General features: G+C 46.9%; 15 protein-coding genes and 5 tRNA genes. 7 read left to right on the plus strand and 13 right to left on the minus strand.

The window, feature by feature from the left end:
- Positions 1–38: 38 nt before the first annotated feature.
- On the minus strand, positions 39–2,081 hold the full coding sequence (locus HP568_RS09440; protein WP_048033813.1) for a hypothetical protein: 2,043 nt from the start codon (positions 2,079–2,081) through the stop codon (positions 39–41).
- 198 nt (positions 2,082–2,279) lie between these two features.
- Here HP568_RS09440 and HP568_RS09445 point away from each other — a divergent pair, with 198 nt between their 5' ends.
- Entirely contained in the window at positions 2,280–3,080 is an 801-nt protein-coding gene (locus HP568_RS09445) for a class I SAM-dependent methyltransferase (protein WP_048033814.1), read from the plus strand.
- A complete protein-coding gene (locus tag HP568_RS09450; RefSeq protein WP_048033815.1) occupies positions 3,077–3,751 on the plus strand; it encodes a hypothetical protein in 675 nt (224 codons plus the stop codon). Before HP568_RS09445 ends, HP568_RS09450 begins: the two co-directional genes overlap by 4 nt.
- Before the next feature lie 91 nt (positions 3,752–3,842).
- On the opposite strand, the gene HP568_RS09455 is transcribed toward HP568_RS09450, so the two are convergent.
- Genes HP568_RS09455 through HP568_RS09465 form a run of 3 tightly spaced genes read right to left on the minus strand, consistent with a single transcriptional unit; the run spans position 3,843 to position 7,568 of the window.
- On the minus strand, positions 3,843–5,360 hold the full coding sequence (locus HP568_RS09455) for an efflux RND transporter periplasmic adaptor subunit (RefSeq protein WP_048033816.1): 1,518 nt from the start codon (positions 5,358–5,360) through the stop codon (positions 3,843–3,845).
- Between the two features lie 24 nt (positions 5,361–5,384).
- The gene (locus HP568_RS09460; protein WP_048033817.1) at positions 5,385–6,842 is read right to left on the minus strand and encodes an ABC transporter permease; all 1,458 of its coding nucleotides are present in this window, start codon (positions 6,840–6,842) and stop codon (positions 5,385–5,387) included.
- Between the two features lie 24 nt (positions 6,843–6,866).
- Complete coding sequence (locus tag HP568_RS09465; protein ID WP_048033818.1) at positions 6,867–7,568, minus strand: ABC transporter ATP-binding protein; 702 nt, start codon at positions 7,566–7,568, stop codon at positions 6,867–6,869.
- Between the two features lie 221 nt (positions 7,569–7,789).
- Between HP568_RS09465 and HP568_RS09470 the strand changes: the two genes are divergently transcribed.
- Positions 7,790–7,963: a hypothetical protein gene (locus HP568_RS09470; RefSeq protein ID WP_007723176.1), complete on the plus strand. Its 174-nt coding sequence runs from the start codon at positions 7,790–7,792 to the stop codon at positions 7,961–7,963.
- Between the two features lie 170 nt (positions 7,964–8,133).
- Positions 8,134–8,961 carry a pyridoxine/pyridoxal/pyridoxamine kinase gene (gene pdxK / locus HP568_RS09475; protein WP_173628934.1) on the plus strand — a complete coding sequence of 276 codons (828 nt, stop codon included), beginning with the start codon at positions 8,134–8,136 and terminating at the stop codon, positions 8,959–8,961.
- A 71-nt stretch (positions 8,962–9,032) separates the two neighbouring features.
- Here pdxK and rarD read toward each other — a convergent pair whose 3' ends face one another.
- The gene (gene rarD / locus HP568_RS09480) at positions 9,033–9,941 is read right to left on the minus strand and encodes an EamA family transporter RarD (RefSeq protein WP_048033820.1); all 909 of its coding nucleotides are present in this window, start codon (positions 9,939–9,941) and stop codon (positions 9,033–9,035) included.
- A gap of 288 nt (positions 9,942–10,229) precedes the next feature.
- Here rarD and HP568_RS09485 point away from each other — a divergent pair, with 288 nt between their 5' ends.
- The 3 genes from HP568_RS09485 (at position 10,230) to HP568_RS09495 (ending at position 12,117) form a co-directional block, all read left to right on the plus strand.
- Positions 10,230–11,138, plus strand: a complete 909-nt coding sequence (locus tag HP568_RS09485) for an EamA family transporter (RefSeq protein ID WP_048033821.1) — start codon at positions 10,230–10,232, stop codon at positions 11,136–11,138.
- Between the two features lie 149 nt (positions 11,139–11,287).
- A complete protein-coding gene (locus HP568_RS09490) occupies positions 11,288–11,752 on the plus strand; it encodes a DinB family protein (RefSeq protein ID WP_048033822.1) in 465 nt (154 codons plus the stop codon).
- Positions 11,749–12,117, plus strand: a complete 369-nt coding sequence (locus HP568_RS09495) for a glyoxalase superfamily protein (protein WP_048033823.1) — start codon at positions 11,749–11,751, stop codon at positions 12,115–12,117. Before HP568_RS09490 ends, HP568_RS09495 begins: the two co-directional genes overlap by 4 nt.
- Positions 12,118–12,196: 79 nt before the next feature.
- Here the strand turns inward: HP568_RS09495 and HP568_RS09500 are convergent.
- The 8 genes from HP568_RS09500 to HP568_RS09540 all read right to left on the minus strand — a co-directional run bounded on the left by HP568_RS09500 (position 12,197) and on the right by HP568_RS09540 (position 16,618).
- Positions 12,197–12,272: transfer RNA gene (locus HP568_RS09500), tRNA-His, on the minus strand.
- A 17-nt stretch (positions 12,273–12,289) separates the two neighbouring features.
- Positions 12,290–12,376, minus strand: a tRNA-Leu gene (locus HP568_RS09505).
- Between the two features lie 9 nt (positions 12,377–12,385).
- Positions 12,386–12,461: transfer RNA gene (locus HP568_RS09510), tRNA-Val, on the minus strand.
- Positions 12,462–12,521: 60 nt separating this feature from the next.
- Positions 12,522–12,595 (minus strand) — tRNA-Glu (locus tag HP568_RS09515).
- An 8-nt stretch (positions 12,596–12,603) separates the two neighbouring features.
- Positions 12,604–12,696, minus strand: a tRNA-Ser gene (locus tag HP568_RS09520).
- A gap of 885 nt (positions 12,697–13,581) precedes the next feature.
- Positions 13,582–14,391: a hydroxyethylthiazole kinase gene (thiM, locus tag HP568_RS09530; RefSeq protein ID WP_048033825.1), complete on the minus strand. Its 810-nt coding sequence runs from the start codon at positions 14,389–14,391 to the stop codon at positions 13,582–13,584.
- Positions 14,357–14,899 (minus strand): hypothetical protein, encoded by a 543-nt coding sequence (locus HP568_RS09535; protein ID WP_235617509.1) that lies wholly within the window; start codon positions 14,897–14,899, stop codon positions 14,357–14,359. The genes thiM and HP568_RS09535 overlap by 35 nt, the downstream gene beginning before the upstream one ends.
- Positions 14,900–15,181: 282 nt before the next feature.
- Positions 15,182–16,618 (minus strand): RtcB family protein, encoded by a 1,437-nt coding sequence (locus HP568_RS09540; RefSeq protein WP_173628935.1) that lies wholly within the window; start codon positions 16,616–16,618, stop codon positions 15,182–15,184.
- Positions 16,619–16,690: the final 72 nt, after the last annotated feature.

A 16,690-nucleotide genomic window follows, 5' to 3' on the forward strand; every position in this document is an offset into this window, starting at 1 on the left:
TCGAAAACCCCCATGCCAAAATGCAAGGGGGTCAATCGTTATTTCACTTCGACTGTAAATGTAATCGTTTCTTTTCGTTCATCAACGTCTGTTTTTTTGACTGATCTTTTTTGTCTTGTAACGAGTTGGCAAGTCTTGTTGCTAAGGATATTGGTTACTTTGATCTCGTATTTACCGGGCTGCTGCCGATCAATGTATTTGCTGATATCAAGTGATTCCAGTCCGTTACCAGTGTCGCCATCTCGATTGGAAGGCTTAATGGCAGTGATTTCTTTTCCTTCGTAGTAGATCTCGATCCGATTTTCTGAGGATATCGTAGCACTGCTATGCTCTTGTCTAGCACCGATGGCGTTCTCTCCATATTTCCACTCATACTTTGGCATATGGTAAGCGGAAGCCTTCCTGCTCTCTCTAACTTTCTTCGTTCCAGTTCGCTCTGCATACGTCGAGATGAGCTGTAAGTTTTCCAATTCAGCAAGATCGCTCTCAGATTCCACAGTCACAAGATCTCCATCTCGAAATTCCTTGCCCTCTTTTCCTCTCATGAACATCGGCGCTGATGATGGAGCCATACCTGAATCACCTGCATCACAACTTTGGGACGCTGGGATTGGTGGCGTATCCTCAATGACCTGTATGTAACCACACCATGTCTTGGCAGGGTCTCTTTTGCTGTAATAGTTTACCTTGTAACGCCCTGGCTTATAACCAGACAGTAGCAAGCCTGTATGATCCCAATTCAATTTATCACTATCGACCACGACGTTATCGACTGCCCATACTCCTGGTCCTTCCTCGTCATCAGCTTCACTACCGAATTCGATATGCTCTGCTGCTGTAGTCAGCCATATCACATGAACCGGGTTTTGATAGAGCTTCACTGTATTGTCTGATGAATACACGTTTGCTTTCTCGACCATGAGTGTAGATTTTTCGTTTGGCTGCATCAACACATCCATCGTGACGTCTCCGCTTGTGGGACCACAAGCATTTGGTGCACCTGGAATTTGTATGTGAATCGTAGTCGACGTAGAACCTCCCCATAAGGAATCCGTTTTGTTTTCCTTGGAATCTGGCTCAAAAGTGACAGAAATCGTCATACCCGCCAGCATCATCGGGATATCCACTTCAAAATGGTGCGCATTCGTCAACGTTTGTCCAGTTCCGTTCACCGACCATCGACCTGGGTATGCCGAATACAAAGAAATCTTACCTGGTGACTCCGGGGCAGTAATAGTCTGATCCGGTGCCAGTTTTTGACCACTCGCATCTGTTCCCATATATAGCTCCGCCATGCCAATCTGAACCGTCGTAGTCCAAGGCGACATGGAGGTATCATCAGGTAGAAACAGGAGTTGGTATTGACCAGTCAACAACGTACCTGTTGAAAACACAGTAGCAGGAACAGATCTCATTTCTTGGTTCGTAGACTTGTTTGTTAGCTTCCACGTACCGGGTACAGAACTGTTAAAATCAGTTGACCCCATATTTCCGAAAATGGTCGTCTGCCCGCCTGTCGCCAAAGGCTCTCCCTCTGCCTTTTCTCCCTTATAAATACGTGGGTAATTTTGTGCTTCTACCTGAAAACTCACGTGTAACGTACTGCTCTTCGCATTGGCATCAGTCACTACAAAGGTCAACGTATGAGAGCCAGCAGACAATTTCATTGCGGGAATTGTGAAGCGCGGTACCTGCCATTTGAACACTTCTTGATTTGAGCTTTGCTCCATTTGAAACTCCGTTAATTCTACACCATCCAAATATACTTGCTTTCGACTCAGGTTTGTTCCATTTCCATAAGTAGTCTGTATCACATCAATATCGAGTGGTGTCTCCGGAGGTAGAATAAACTCATCATTCTTCACCCAGTTCCAACCTTTTGAATCCAGTCCCGCAACCTGATAATCGTTAAAGATAACCATATCGTGAACAGGCTGCTTCCGGATTGGCTTAGATACTTGGCTGTTTTTTTTCATTGATGCTGTTGCCCCGGCTCCCATGGCTGGCGGTACTGACACACCTGACAACAAGGTACCAGTTGCCAAACACACAAGTAGTGCTTTTACAACCCATTTTTTCACGAACTGCCCTCCTACTTTTTCGTCTTACGTATTTGCATGGAAACAACTGATTTTATTCGACAATAACCGTGTTTTATCCTTTATGTTCTCATGCCTTTTCCTAAACTCGATATAGTTAAAAACTATCCATTTAATAATTTATATAGATTTGACTTATGTCTTTTAAATCGGTAAAAAGGAAGAAAGGGAGGGATACAGATGATTCGAACCAATCAATGGAATGCCGGGCTATACGACGCCAAAATGAATTTCGTTTCTGAATACGGCAAAGAGTTAGTGGACTGGCTGCAGCCGGCTCCTGGAGAAAGCATTCTTGACTTAGGCTGTGGAACAGGCGACCTGTGTGCTCAACTATCGCTTGCAGGAGCAAATGTGACAGGAATCGATTTTTCTGCCGCCATGATTGAGGCTGCTCGCCAAAAATATCCGCAGTTTGCCTTTGAAGTAGCCGATGCGCATACGTATCGTACACATGTCCGTTACGACGCTGTCTTTTCCAATGCCGCACTCCACTGGATGAAACGTCCTGCCGAAGTCGTTGAAACCATTTGGCTGGCTCTTGCTCCCGGCGGACGCTTTGTTGCCGAATTTGGAGGACACGGCAATTGTGGACAAATCACACAGGCATTACGAACTGTATTGGCGCGAAAAGGAATATCTGCTGATGAGCGCTCCCCTTGGTATTTTCCCAGCATTGGAGAGTACACGACTCTTTTGGAGAAGCAAGGCTTCCATGTCGTACTTGCCTCCCATTTTGATCGTCCGACAGTCATGGCTGATGGGGACCTGGGGCTTTCGCATTGGCTGAATTCTTTTTGCAGTCCTTTTTTTGCAGGACTGTCGGCAGATGAAATCCAGCAAGTCTGTAGGGAAGTCACTGACTTCCTGCGTCCTGCGCTGTTTCAAGAGGGTCACTGGGTGCTCGATTACAAGCGTATTCGCGTCCTTGCCCATAAGAAATCAGAGAATGATACTCTACATGGGGGTGCTCCACGATGACTCGTATTGCCTGTCTCCATGGACATTATTCGAATATTTCGCTCTTATCAGATGCGTTCGCAGCCTTTGAAGTTGAGCTCATTCATTTTGTTGATCCAGGTTTACTCCTGCAAAACGCGGGAACCCCTATCCATACCAAGGAACAATCGCATGCCAAATTACGTGAGCAACTAAGCTGGATGCAGAGCTGCGCGGTCGATGCAATCGTAATCACTTGTACGCAGTATGCCGCACTAGTAACACCAGAGGATGAGGCAACTGCCACTGTCCCCATCTTCACAATCGATGGCCCTTTTTTTCATGAGCTTGCACGATATACGGAGCCACAAATTCTGCTGTTCTCCAATCCCGCTACTGTCCAACCTACGATGGAGCGTCTCGTGCAACACGCCCATTCCCACAATCTACATCCGGAGATACAAGTAAACATCGTCGAAAATGCTTTTGCCCTACTCATGGAAAACCAGGAGGAAGCGTACAGAGAAGCGATTAAAGACGCTCTGTATCAGCTCCACCATACGATTCCAGACCGAGCTATTGCAGTGGCACAGCTCTCCATGGTACCTGTTGCTGATCAGTTTGCAAAGGAAAACGGCTGTACAATCTCCCATCCTTTACATAGTTTGACGTCACAAATGTCCACAACGTTACGATTACGTTCAAATCGTTGAAAAGCGTATGCGTGTAAAAAAACAGCCCCGTTTGCTTAGGTCTTTGGCCAGTGGCAACGGGGCTTTCGCTATAAACGAATTCGATTGGCTTTTACATGCCTTCGGAGTTGGTCACCAGAACCTCTTCTCCCTCATTCAAGCCGCCTTTGATTTCAATAAAATCATATCCTTCAATACCGATTTCTACGTCTTTCGGCATTGGATCTCCGGTGCTCGGATCTTTCACCATAACCGTTCCTTGACCTGGCCCCAGAATTTCAACCGCATTGCTTGGCAAGCGCAGGACATTTTGTGCTTGGGCGACGATAATATCGTTGTCTCCCGTCATCCCATGCTTAAAATCAGCCTTGTCTAGCAGTTCCACTTTTACCGCGAACCGAACTTCCTTGTCTTCTTTTTTTCCTTCTTTTGGGAGCTCTATGACTTTGCCTTTAAACGGCTCCGTACCAAACGCATACACGTAAACATCGACATTTTGTCCGATTTTAATCTCGGGAATATCGAGCTCTCCAACGGCTGCCACAAAGTAAACAGAAGTCGTGTCCATAATAATGGCTGCAGGATCTGATCCTGGCGCTTCACCTTCTTTTACACCCAGCTTGGTGATGACACCGCTGATTGGCGCTGTTACCTGGTTCTTCGCAATTTCACGCTTTTTCTGCTCCATGTTCAATAAGGACGATTTTAGTGCGAGCTCTTTTTCCAGCAGCTCCATACCTGACGCTTCCATATCCATCTTGAACAGTTGTTGCCCTACTTTGACTACATCGTCCTTTTTCACGTCTACCTTGCCAATTTTTCCGTGAGTACCCGCCAAAATTTCTATTTCATCTGGCAACTGGAATTCTTTCTGATTTCGGCTTACATATAAGAGGCCCTTATCATCCGTATACTGTACCTCACCCTTGTCCCCAACGTAGATGGCACCAGGCTTCTTGACCAAAACCTCGACATCATGAATACCGCCCGCTCCTTCTACCTTTTCGCCAATTCTGTCCACTTCCGTTACGACACCATCCACAAAGTACATGGAAGTCGGAATGAATACCTTCACTTTTTGACCTACACTGAATCTTTCAGACTCATAGGAGGTAAATTGCCCAATAATTTTCAGATAGTCGGTATTAGCCAGCTTGACTACTACCTGCTCCGGTCTTACATCTTGCCCTTCTTCCACAAGGACCTCAACCACTTTTCCTTCTTTAGTAGCCGTGATCTTGTCTTTCTTTTGTTTAATTTCACTTAGCTCTTTTTTCGCTTTTAAAATGTCCAGCTCCAGCTTTTGAATTTCCAACTGTGCATCCGAGCTGTCTATCGTGAACAAGACATCGCCTTTTTTCACAGATTGCCCTTCCTTGACTAGCACACGTTGCACCTTGCCGCTGAGCTCTGGCTTGACTTCCTCACGCGCCTTCGCTTCCACTGTCCCTGCTGAGTTGATCGTTTTCTTAACGTCACCACGTTCCACGAGCGCTGTCGGGAAGTTCGGTTTTTCTTCTGGCTTTTCTTCTGTAACCTCTTCGCCCTTGAAGTACGAATAGCCGTAATAGCTTCCCCCTCCAAGAACGGCCACGACCGTGGCGATAATGATCCATTTTTTCTTGTTCATCTTACGTTCCTCACATTTCATCACTTATTCAGATCGAATCGCTTGCAGCGCACTTAAACGAGACGCACGGATCGCCGGGAAGATTCCCGCCAACACCCCAATGATAAAGGAGAAGCCGATCGCAAAGAGTGCCAGCCAGCTCGGAATGACCGCCAATTTTGTTGGCTCAGCCTCTGGATCACCACCGCCGTAGCCCATGTTCAGACTATCCAAGAGACCGCCAGACGCACCGAAGTAATTCACGAGCTCAACCGCTCCCCACGCCATGCCAAGACCAGCTAGTCCACCAATTAATCCAATAAAACCTGATTCCATTAAGAACAGCCAGCGAATATTCAACACAGTGGCTCCGATTACTTTCATGATCCCAATCTCTTTGGTTCGCTCTAAAATCGACATGATCATCGTATTGACGATTCCAATGGTTGCAACGAGCAAGGAGATTGCTGCAATTCCTCCGAGGACCATCTGAATCACGAAGAAGAAGTTATTGATGGTTTCCAGCTCACGTGCAGGCGACCATACTTCAAAGCCATTTTCCTTCAACGCTTTGACTACACCCTCGACTTTTTCACGAGATTCTACCTTGACTGTAATTCTGTCAAATTCAAAGGTATCCTTTTTAGCTTTATCGCGTGAACGGCGCGATGCTCCCTCTTCGACTTCGTCACCTCGACTGCGCGTGACCCACTCGTTCAGCTCTTTCACAACGTTAATCGGAACATAAACCGCGGCTGATGAGTTACGTTCTTCAGACTTCTTTAATTGACCGACAACCTTCACACGCAGTTCTTTTTTCTCGTATTTCGGTTCATCGTCGATGCGATATTCGCGTGACAAGATGAGAGTCCCTGCTCTGTCTACGAGATTGAAGGCCAGTGCTTCTCCGCCCCCTATATCAGGAGGTGGCATCTGAGACATTTCATGCCGTCCAGCTCCGGCCTTTCTTCGCCGTTCCTCGCGCTTTTCCTTTTCTACGTCGCGCAATTCTCTGGATACATCGAAAGCAACCACGATCTCTTGTGGGGCCCCTGTCAGATAGCTTCCTTTTTCAATGTCATTTTTGCGATAGGCAGCCGACTCATTCACATCCACCCCAATAAGCTGTACGTAACCTTCTCGCCTACCTACCTTAAGCTTTGCTTGCTCTCGTAATTCTTTTATCGGCATAACAGCCTGAATGCCAGGAATCTTTTTTAATTCCTGCACCGCTTGCATATTCAGCTTCTTGACCTTATCCTCTGGAACATCAATCCATTCGCCATTTTCCTCGTACCAACGCAATGGCTCGACGTCCATCTCTGTCAAGTTCCCGAAGTTCTCCAAGCTTTTTACCGCACTTTCCTTAAGCCCTAAACTTAATGCCATCATCGCGACGATTGCAGCCGTCCCGATCATGACACCAACCGACGTAAGGGCTGTCCGTAGCTTCATTCGCCACAGATTCCTCCAGACGATGCGAAAAGAATCCATTACCTTCACTGTTTGTTCACCTCATACCCTCGCCTACGCTGGTCTTGTCCTTTTTTGTACAACCCGTCCGTCCTGGAGATAAATGACGCGGTCGGACTGTTCCGCTACTTCCTGCTCATGGGTAACGATGATGAACGTAGTCCCATTTTCCTTGTTCATTTCTCTCATTAATAGGAGAATCTCTTGTTCTGTCTTCGAGTCCAGGTTCCCCGTCGGCTCATCCGCCAAGATAATGCCAGGCTGATTGACGAGCGCTCTCGCGATACTGACACGCTGCTGCTGTCCACCACTGAGCTCATTGGGTCTGTGGTCGATACGACCTTCCAGCCCTACGCGGTGGAGGATTTCCGTTGCTTTTGCCCGACGTTTTTTCTTGCTTTCGCCTGCAAAAATCAAGGGAAGTTCTACGTTTTCCAACGCTGTCAGATTTGGGAGCAGATTGTATGACTGGAAGATAAAGCCCATATTTTTACGGCGAAACATGCATAGTTCGTTTTCGCTGTAGCTGGAAATCTGTGCTCCGCTAACCATGACACTCCCTTCCTCCGGCTTGGTCAAACCTGCAAGCAAGTTCAAAAGCGTAGACTTGCCTGACCCCGACGAGCCACACAAAGCCACGAATTCTCCCTTGTTGATATGAAGGTTGATATCAAACAGCACGGGAACTTTGATTTTTCCCGTTCCGTAGCTGTGATTGACCCCTGTCACCGTCAGCTCTCCTGTTGAATTGACCATAAGTTTGTCGCACCTCATTCGTTCTTTCAAAATGGAAGTTTTCGTAAACACCACATACTAAAGACGTAACATTTCGCAAAACGTAACGCTTCTTTCGGAAACAATTTACGTTTTACAAAAAAACAATCTTTTCTTCAAAAATATGTAACAGCCATGTAACCTTTTGCGGCCCAAATCGTAATACAATGTAGATGTCAACAAACCATGGAGGGTCGAAGAAGATGACTATCTATCGCTTTTTATTTGAAACAGCAACACGCAGATGGGTTGAAATCATCAAGGCACCCAGTATGTTTGAGGCAGCAAAGCAAGCCAAACAGCTTGCAACCAAGCGTTCCAAGTCCATGTCCACTACCATCAGCTTCTCTTTTCACCACGCTGCTTCTCAAGCATAATTGCACACATACATAAACCGCTTACCCGTTATGGGAGGCGGTTTTTATATTTTGGGGATATTATTGACAGCACCGATTTCTTCCTCTTTAATATAGAGAGAGGCATTACAGTGCATGACAGTATAGATCCGCTTCGATAGTGCAGCGGTATACAAAGGGAGATAATCACAATGACCATGAAGAAAGCACTCACCATTGCAGGTTCCGACACCAGCGGCGGAGCTGGTCAGCAAGCAGACCTCAAAACGTTTCAGGAGCTTGGTGTTTTCGGGATGACCGCCCTCACCGTTATCGTAGCCCAAGATCCACATAACGAATGGTTTCACGAAGTGTTTCCGATCGATGTTGCGATCCTGGAAAAACAAATCGAAACCGTACTCGCAGGAATTGGCGTAGATGCTGTAAAAACAGGGATGCTCGGAACCACTGAACTGGTTGACCTCGCTACCCGTAAAATAAAACAATACGATTTGAAAAATGTTGTCGTTGACCCTGTGATGATCTGTAAGGGTGCAGATGAAGCACTCCATCCAGAAATTGCAGTCAGCCTGCGTGAAGTCTTGCTCCCGCATGCAACAGTTGCGACTCCTAACCTGTTCGAAGCTGGTATTCTCAGCCAAATGGGCGCCCTGAAAAGTGTCGATGACATGAAGGAAGCGGCAAAACGCATTCACGACTTCGGCACCTCTTACGTCGTTGTAAAAGGCGGCAGCAAGCTTCAAAGCGGCAATGCCGTAGATGTTTTCTATGACGGAAAAACGATCGAGGTATTGGAATCAGAACGCTTTGAAACGAGCTTTACTCATGGTGCTGGTTGCACGTTCTCGGCTGCAATCTGTGCCGAATTGGCAAAAGGAAGCTCTGTACACAACGCTGTAGCGGTTGCCAAAGACTTTATTACCGAAGCGATTCGCCACTCGTTTGCTCTCAATAAATATGTAGGACCTACTAATCACGGTGCGTACCGCATGAAAAAGCACGGCGAAGCGATTTGCTAATTACGTCCTTGTAAACAAAAACTCCTGACCGTATCCGAGTCTTCCTCGGCAGGTCAGGAGTTTTCTTATGATCACGCTTGTTTTTTGAGAGCGACTTCAGGATTGATTGGAGCAGCTTTTCGTTTCATGCGAACGGAAGACACCGTAAATACGATGAGCGCAGACCAGATGAATCCAAAGCTGATGAGATGTGTTTGGGTGAAAGGCTCTCCAAACAAGAAAACGGCTGATAGGAGCGATATCGTAGGCGCCAAGTATTGAATGAAGCCCACAACGGAAAGTGGGAGTCTAGTCGTTGCTTGGGCGAACCAGTAGAGCGGCATGGCAGTAGCTACCCCCGCCAACGTCAGCAATAGAAGTTGCCACCATGCCAAGGATGTCATCGTATCCGTCCCATTGACCTGTAGCATCAGCAGATAGCCGAAAGCAATAGGGGCCACAAACAGCGTCTCCCACGCTAGTCCAATCATCGCCTCCATCCGGACGAGCTTTTTCGCCAAGCTGTAAAAAGCAAAGGTCAGGGCAAGTGATAGAGAGACCCATGGAATCTCACCGTACTGGAAGGTGATGAACATGACTCCGAAAGCCGCAAGTATAAGCGCGAGCCATTGCCCAGCATGCATTTTTTCTTTTAAGAAAATGACTCCGAGCAGTACGGTGATGAGAGGATTCATGTAATAGCCAAGACTCGTTTGCATGACTTGATCGTTATTTACTGCCCATATAAAAATGAGCCAGTTTGCGCTGATTAGCAGTGAACATATCGCTAATGCTCCGAACATTTTAAAACCAGTAACCGCTCGCCACATACTGCGCCAGCGTTTCGTTACCTGAATAATGATTGCGACAAAAATAATCGACCAGACGATTCGATGAGCGAGTATCTCCCATGCCCCCATTGCCTGAAACAGCTTCCAATAGAGCGGGAGTAACCCCCAAGCCAAATACGCCACAATTGCGTAAATAATCCCCTGTCTCATCCTTGCTCCTCCATGTGTTTCGCCTTCTCTTTCTCTATAGACAACTTTTTGAACTTCTTCTCTATGGAGTAGTGTAACGGAAATACAAAAAAACAGCTATGTATTCTCACGAAGAATAAGGTGTTCCCTACACTTTCATCCGTTACCATATTACCAATGCATGCAGCTAGCTAATTACCTTAGTAGCACAATAAAGAGTGGACAAAAATTTTATTGTACCACTTTTATACCTGTAGTACAATAGTCATTATTCTTCCGAGTTTAGTCATACGAAAGGAACTTTTACTTATGACATACTGGCGATCTATCTTTTTAGTTTTACTCGGTGCGTGCAGCTACGGTGTACTCTCGATCTTCATGAAGCATGCTTTTCAACTCGGCTTTACTCCATTTGAAATGAGCGGAAGCCAATTGATTTTTGGCGGCCTGATCATGACGGTCATGGCTATCTTTTTCTCCAAGCAACGGTTTTCGTTCAAGTATTTGTTGCTTTTGGCACCAGCCAGCCTCATGATGGCCTCAACCAGTCTTTTTTACCATCAGGCTGTTAGCCGGGTCTCTGCTTCGCTCGCCATCGTTCTCCTCTTTCAGTTTACTTGGATCGGCGTCTTGCTGGAGGCAATTATGGATCGCAAATGGCCGACCGCTGAAAAATGGGTGTCTCTGGTTATGCTTGGTGCAGGGACGGTTCTTGCAAGCGGACTTGGCGAAAGCGGCATTCAGAGTGTAGACATGGTCGGACTGATCTTCGGTCTGATGTCAGGCGCGACCTTTGCCTTGGTTATTTTTTTCAGCGGACGAATTCTCCCTGGAATGGACCCATACTTGCGAAGCGCGATTTCGATTAGCATGGCTGCCCTGATGCTCTCGATCGTTTATCCACCGACTTTCCTGGTAAATGGTCAGCTTCTTCAAGGTTTGCTTCCGCTCGGTCTTTTGGTTGCAATCTTCGGTTCGGTCATCCCGATCTTCTGTTTGGCTGTTGGTGTGCCGCGGATCGGAAATGGACTGGCTACCATTTTAAGTGCAGTCGAGCTGCCTACAGTTGTGCTCTTGTCGAGTTTCGTGCTTCAAGAGACTGTCTCTCTCCCTCAATGGGGTGGCGTATTCATGATCCTGGCTGCCATTTGTGTACCGCAAGTAAGATGGCGGAAACTATTCTCCCCTTCTCACGCCCTCGAGCAGGAAAGAATGTAGCGCCGTTTCCCATACACAGCATACTAAAAAGCGTGCAGATGAGCTGGTTCTGCACGCTTTTTTGTTCGTACACCCCTTCTTACTAGAAGGAAGTAGCTTATCTGACTCGAATCTATTTCCTAAGACTGCCACTCAAAAGGGGGAAATGTATGGAAAAGCGGCACAGGGTGCTATTCCAGCAGCTAGAGGATTATCGACAGGAGACGTTAAAAGCAATCGCTGGTTTGACGGATGAAGATGCGAACATCATTCCCGATGGTTTTTCCAACAATATCTTGTGGAATCTAGGGCACATCTATCTCGATCAGTATTTATGGATCGCTCACCTTACAAAAGAAACGATCCCAATCCCCCCTGGCTTCAACGAATGGTTCAACTTCGGGACAAAACCTGCTGACTGGGATACACCACCACCGAATCTTGAAGTGCTCGTCACGTTATTACAAGAACAACCTCAGAAGATCCAAGCTGCTTACAAGGATCGATTAGAAGAAGAATTTCCCGCAACGGAATCCGGCATGCATACGATTGCACAAGTGCTTGTCCGAACGATTTTTCACGAAGGGGTGCACCTCGCCTCCCTCAATACAATCAGGAGGTTTCTTGGCAAATGAATCAGATCATAACACCTATTTTTCGCATGTTTGACGTTGAGAAGGCAAGAGAGTTTTATGTGGAGTTTCTAGGGTTTCAGATTGATTGGGAGCATCGTTACGAGGATCACTTTCCTTTATACATGCAAATTTCCTCACCATCATGCACGCTTCATCTGTCTGAGCATCACGGGGATGCTTGTCCTGGCTCAGCGATTCGGGTACAGGTAGAGAACATTGAGCTTTTTCATCAGTCACTGTTGCGTCAAGGATACATGTACGCTCGTCCCGGTCTAGAAGAGACGCCGTGGGGAACGCTTGAAGTGAGCGTGACCGATCCTTTTGGCAATCGCCTTCATTTTTATCAGCCTGTTGATCATACGTAGACGGATACTAAGAAAGCCCAGCCGGAGTTCCTTTACAGGAGCCACCGCTGGGCTATTTCATTTTACATTTAAACATATATGGGGCGATCGATGGGACTTGAACCCACGAGTGCCGGAGCCACAATCCGGTGCGTTAACCCCTTCGCCACGACCGCCATATATAGGGTTTGCTTGGTGCGGTCGAGAGGACTTGAACCTCCACGGTGTTGCCACCACTAGAACCTGAATCTAGCGCGTCTGCCAATTCCGCCACGACCGCATATAAAAATGGTGGAGGCTGACGGGATCGAACCGCCGACCCTCTGCTTGTAAGGCAGATGCTCTCCCAGCTGAGCTAAGCCTCCCTACCCCAAACAAGTTGTTGGGGCCCCGCAAAGCAATTGCTTGACTATGCGGGATATAAGTGACCCGTAGGGGATTCGAACCCCTGTATGACAGCGTGAAAGGCTGCTGTGTTAAACCGCTTCACCAACGGGCCAGGTATGATGGCGGATGGAGTGGGATTTGAACCCACGAGACGGTTCGACACCGCCTACACGATTTCCAATCGTGCTCCTTCGGCCGCTCGGACATCCATCCATCAAGCCTGTAAGCGTTCGCTTCGGCAAGAATTAATCTATCATATTCACAACATGATTTCAAGTGATATTTTGAAAGTTTTCCCCTTGGTTGACCTCCGTGCCATTCATATCAGGCGATTATCTATCGAAACGAAAAAAGGGAGATTGCCTAAAGCAACATCACTTCCTGTTCAATATGATACAAGTAGTATCCCTTTACAAAACGGAGTGATGCCAGTTGTCAAAAAGAAAACGCCGTTCAGTAGGCTTCCCCTGTTTGTACGGAAACTGGTGTGGGCCTGGATGCTCCGGGCCGGGTGCGCCAATTGATGACGTCGACAGATGTTGCAAGAGGCATGATGATTGCTATCAAAAGCATGGCTATTTTTCTTGTCATTGCGATCAGGAGCTCGTACGCTGCCTTCGAAATAAAGTAAATAACTCAACAGAAAAAGGGAGAATGGCCGGTCTCATCTCGAATTTTTTCTCTCGAACAGGATGCTTTCCCAGCAATCCCCGCTAGTTTTTTCTGAATCATTTTCCTTGTCAGTTTTCATCCCAAAAACGGTAACAACTTGGACATGAATCAGACATAATTCCCTTGTTTTTCCTTGTATTTTTTTGGTACTCTATTGAATGTCCAAGGAGGGTACGCAGCGTGGAATTGCACATACGAACAGACGCCAGTGTGGCGCTGACGTTAAAGAGAGAAATTATTTGTCATGGTATTTCCCGTTTTTATGTCCGTCCATACGATGATGATCAAGTAGAATTTATATTCCTAGCACTATCAGAGCACCAGAAGAAGCTGCTGTCCTATTCATTACGAAATTACAGCTACTCTCTAACATATCTAGCTTAATCTTCTACGGCCATTTTTCTCCCCTTTTTTAAAGGGGAATTTTTATTGTTTTTTTTCGATGTACCCAAAAAGGCGAACATCCTCTGGGGTCAAGTTATGCAACGCATTCAAAAATTCGACTTGGAAACTGCCTGGCCCTACTCCTGCTGCTTTCTCTGCTGCCAGCTGCGCAGCAACACCGTAGCATACCAATGCTGCAGCTCCGGCGATCAGCTTGTCATTTGCAATGGCTGCAAACGCTCCCATAACAGATGTTAACAAGCAGCCAGTTCCGGTCACCTTCGTTAAGATTGGATGACCATTATGGATCGAGTATGTTGTTTCTCCATCCGAAACCACATCGACCTTGCCCGTAATCGCAACGATTGTCCCAAGCTTTCTCGCTGCTTCTTTCGCTAGGTCCGCGACATCTCCTCCCGCTTTCTTCGCATCTACCCCTTTAATTTCCCAGCGCTCCCCGATGACATTGGCAATCTCGGCAGCATTTCCTCTTATGAGGGTTAGGTCGAGTTCCTGCGCAAGATGTTGACTTGTCTCGGTTCGGTACAATGTTGCTCCCGCTCCCACTGGATCAAACAAAACAGGCACGCCATGCTGATTCGCCGATTTTCCTGCGATCAGCATCGCTTCGATCTCATGCTCGTTCAATGTCCCTATATTCAATACAAGAGCTCCGGCGATCTTTGCCATGTCTGCCACCTCTTGTTTGGCGTACGCCATGACAGGTGATGCACCAAGAGCTAACAAGCCGTTCGCTGTAAAGTTCGTGACAACTACGTTCGTCATGTTATGTACAAGAGGATTTTCCTCGCGCACTTTAATTAGCAATTGTCCGATTGTCTCCAGAATCATGATCGTTACCCCTTTCCTCTTGAACGGCGACTCGTGGAATCATCTTGTACACCTCGATGACATCCCCTAATATAGAATGCTCTTGCATGACGCCAATGATGATATACGAATGTTTTATGATGGGTAATTCGCGCATGTCAGCTACAATTTTCCACACTTTCCCATCATCATCCGTCACACTAGCACTGAAGGAGACTCTTCCCGCCCCTTCTTTCAAGATGTCCACGGCATCCACAACTCCACATATTTTCATCCGATCATCTGGATGCATGATCCGGTTTTCCTCGACCCATTTTAGCTTCATTTCTTCTACTTTTAATGTTTTCCATCGATCAAGGAACTCCCAGTCTTTGGAATGCGGAAATATATGCTTCGTTTGCTCAAGGAAGGTGTTGTACTCTCCGTGCAGTTGATCTACATAATCATCTACATCCTCAGAAATCACGCGAATCGAATCTTCCCCGCATGTACGGATGTGGTGGGCCAGGTATTTGAAGGACTCGATCATGTCAAAGTTCCCCCAACCCCAGGCCTGTTCGCCGAAAACTCCCCCCCGGGTTCGGCATTTTAGGCAGGTGAAGTAATAGTATGTAGGCATATCTGTTCCCCTATCTCCCCTATTTTGTCTCTCTTTTGGTATCGGTTGAGGAAGCGAAGCAATTTATGTTACATTCGAACCTATTTTTTGAAACTTCTCACGCAATTTGTTCACAATTTAACTTGTAGTATTTAGTGTAAGTTAAATCACAAAAGGTGGCTCCCCCCAAATTTATCGGGAAGCCACTCTTCATTATACTCCTTTTATGGCAATAAGAGGGTTACATTTTGCGACGACAGATGCAAGATTTGCACCCACAACCGAATCGATGATTTGATCCACATCTTTATAGGCTTGCGGGCATTCATCAAGGATGGAAGCGAGCGAACGATGATTCACCATGATCTCATCTTCCTGTCCCACGCGCATCGCCTGCTCGAATTGATCGATGGTCACAAGTTCCTTCGTTGCTTTGCGGGAACGAACACGCCCTGCACCATGACAGATCGAATAAAAGTTTTTGGCACCTGCGTCCGATCCGACCATAATATAGGACGATGTTCCCATAGAACCTGGGATCAAGGCTGGATGTCCCGTTTCACGGTAAGCTTTCGGATTTTGGAAATGGCCTGCTGGCAATGCCTTCGTCGCTCCTTTGCGGTGGACAAGCATCGGTGTGTTCCGATGGAATTCTTTCAAGGCGTAATTATGCATCAAATCATACAGGACTGGCGTACGCATCTCGCTACCGAAAACGTCGCGGAACGCCTGCTCCACTGAAAATCCGATCATATGCCGATTTGTTACCGCAAAGTTCAGCGCGGAATACATCAAATTCAAATACTGTTGTCCTTCCTCGCTTTGGATCGGAGCATATACCAGGCTCGGCTCAGGATTATGAATCCCCCATTTGTACATAGCTTCCTTGAAGCTTTTCGTGTAATCCCGCCCTAGCATAGCCCCCCACGCACGCGAACCGGAATGAATCATGATGACGACCTGACCGTCGAACAGTCCCCACGCTTTCGCAATCTCCCTGTTCTCCTCCGCGATGTCGATATGCTGGATTTCAATAAAGTGGTTACCGCCCCCCAATGTTCCCAACTGGCCCCACGCACGACTCCAGGATTTTTGCGGTATTTGCTCCAGAAAGGAATGGTCGAATTCAAATGTGTACTTTTCCACATGCGAGAAAGAACGGCTTAGCATGTCAGGCGCTTCTTCTGTATCCGGAATGTAGTTGCCAGGCAGTCCTTGTAAGCCATGCTTCACCACTTCCTCCAAGCGAATATCTGTAAAATGCGTATTTCCTCGTTCGGTTGTCGGGACATACGCTTCGATCGCTTCGATCAATGCACGTTTTAGGCTCTTGTCTTTAAGGTCGTCTCGATGCAACGGAGTCAGATGCACACGCATGCCACATCCAATGTCTGATCCAACGATGGAGGGCGAGACAAATCCATCGGCAAGATTCCAAACCGCTGTCGTCCCAATACAGGTCCCAACACCCACATGTGCATCAGGGGTGTACGAAAAATAAACATTTCGCGGAATACGCAAATTATTGTCTGCCATTTGATATACGCGTTCACCGAAGCTCGCAAATACTTCGTCATTTGCAAAAACGTGCACATCTCCATGCTCCAGTTTCACTTCACGATGGTTGTTTCCATGCAAAATTGTTTTCATCATCCATTTCTCCTGTCTCTCACAGCCTGCGCTGTTTTTCATACTCTTATTTTCCATCTGCGCATGTGGTTT

It is taken from the genome of Brevibacillus sp. MS2.2 (assembly GCF_013284345.1).
Lineage (GTDB): Bacteria > Bacillota > Bacilli > Brevibacillales > Brevibacillaceae > Brevibacillus > Brevibacillus brevis_C.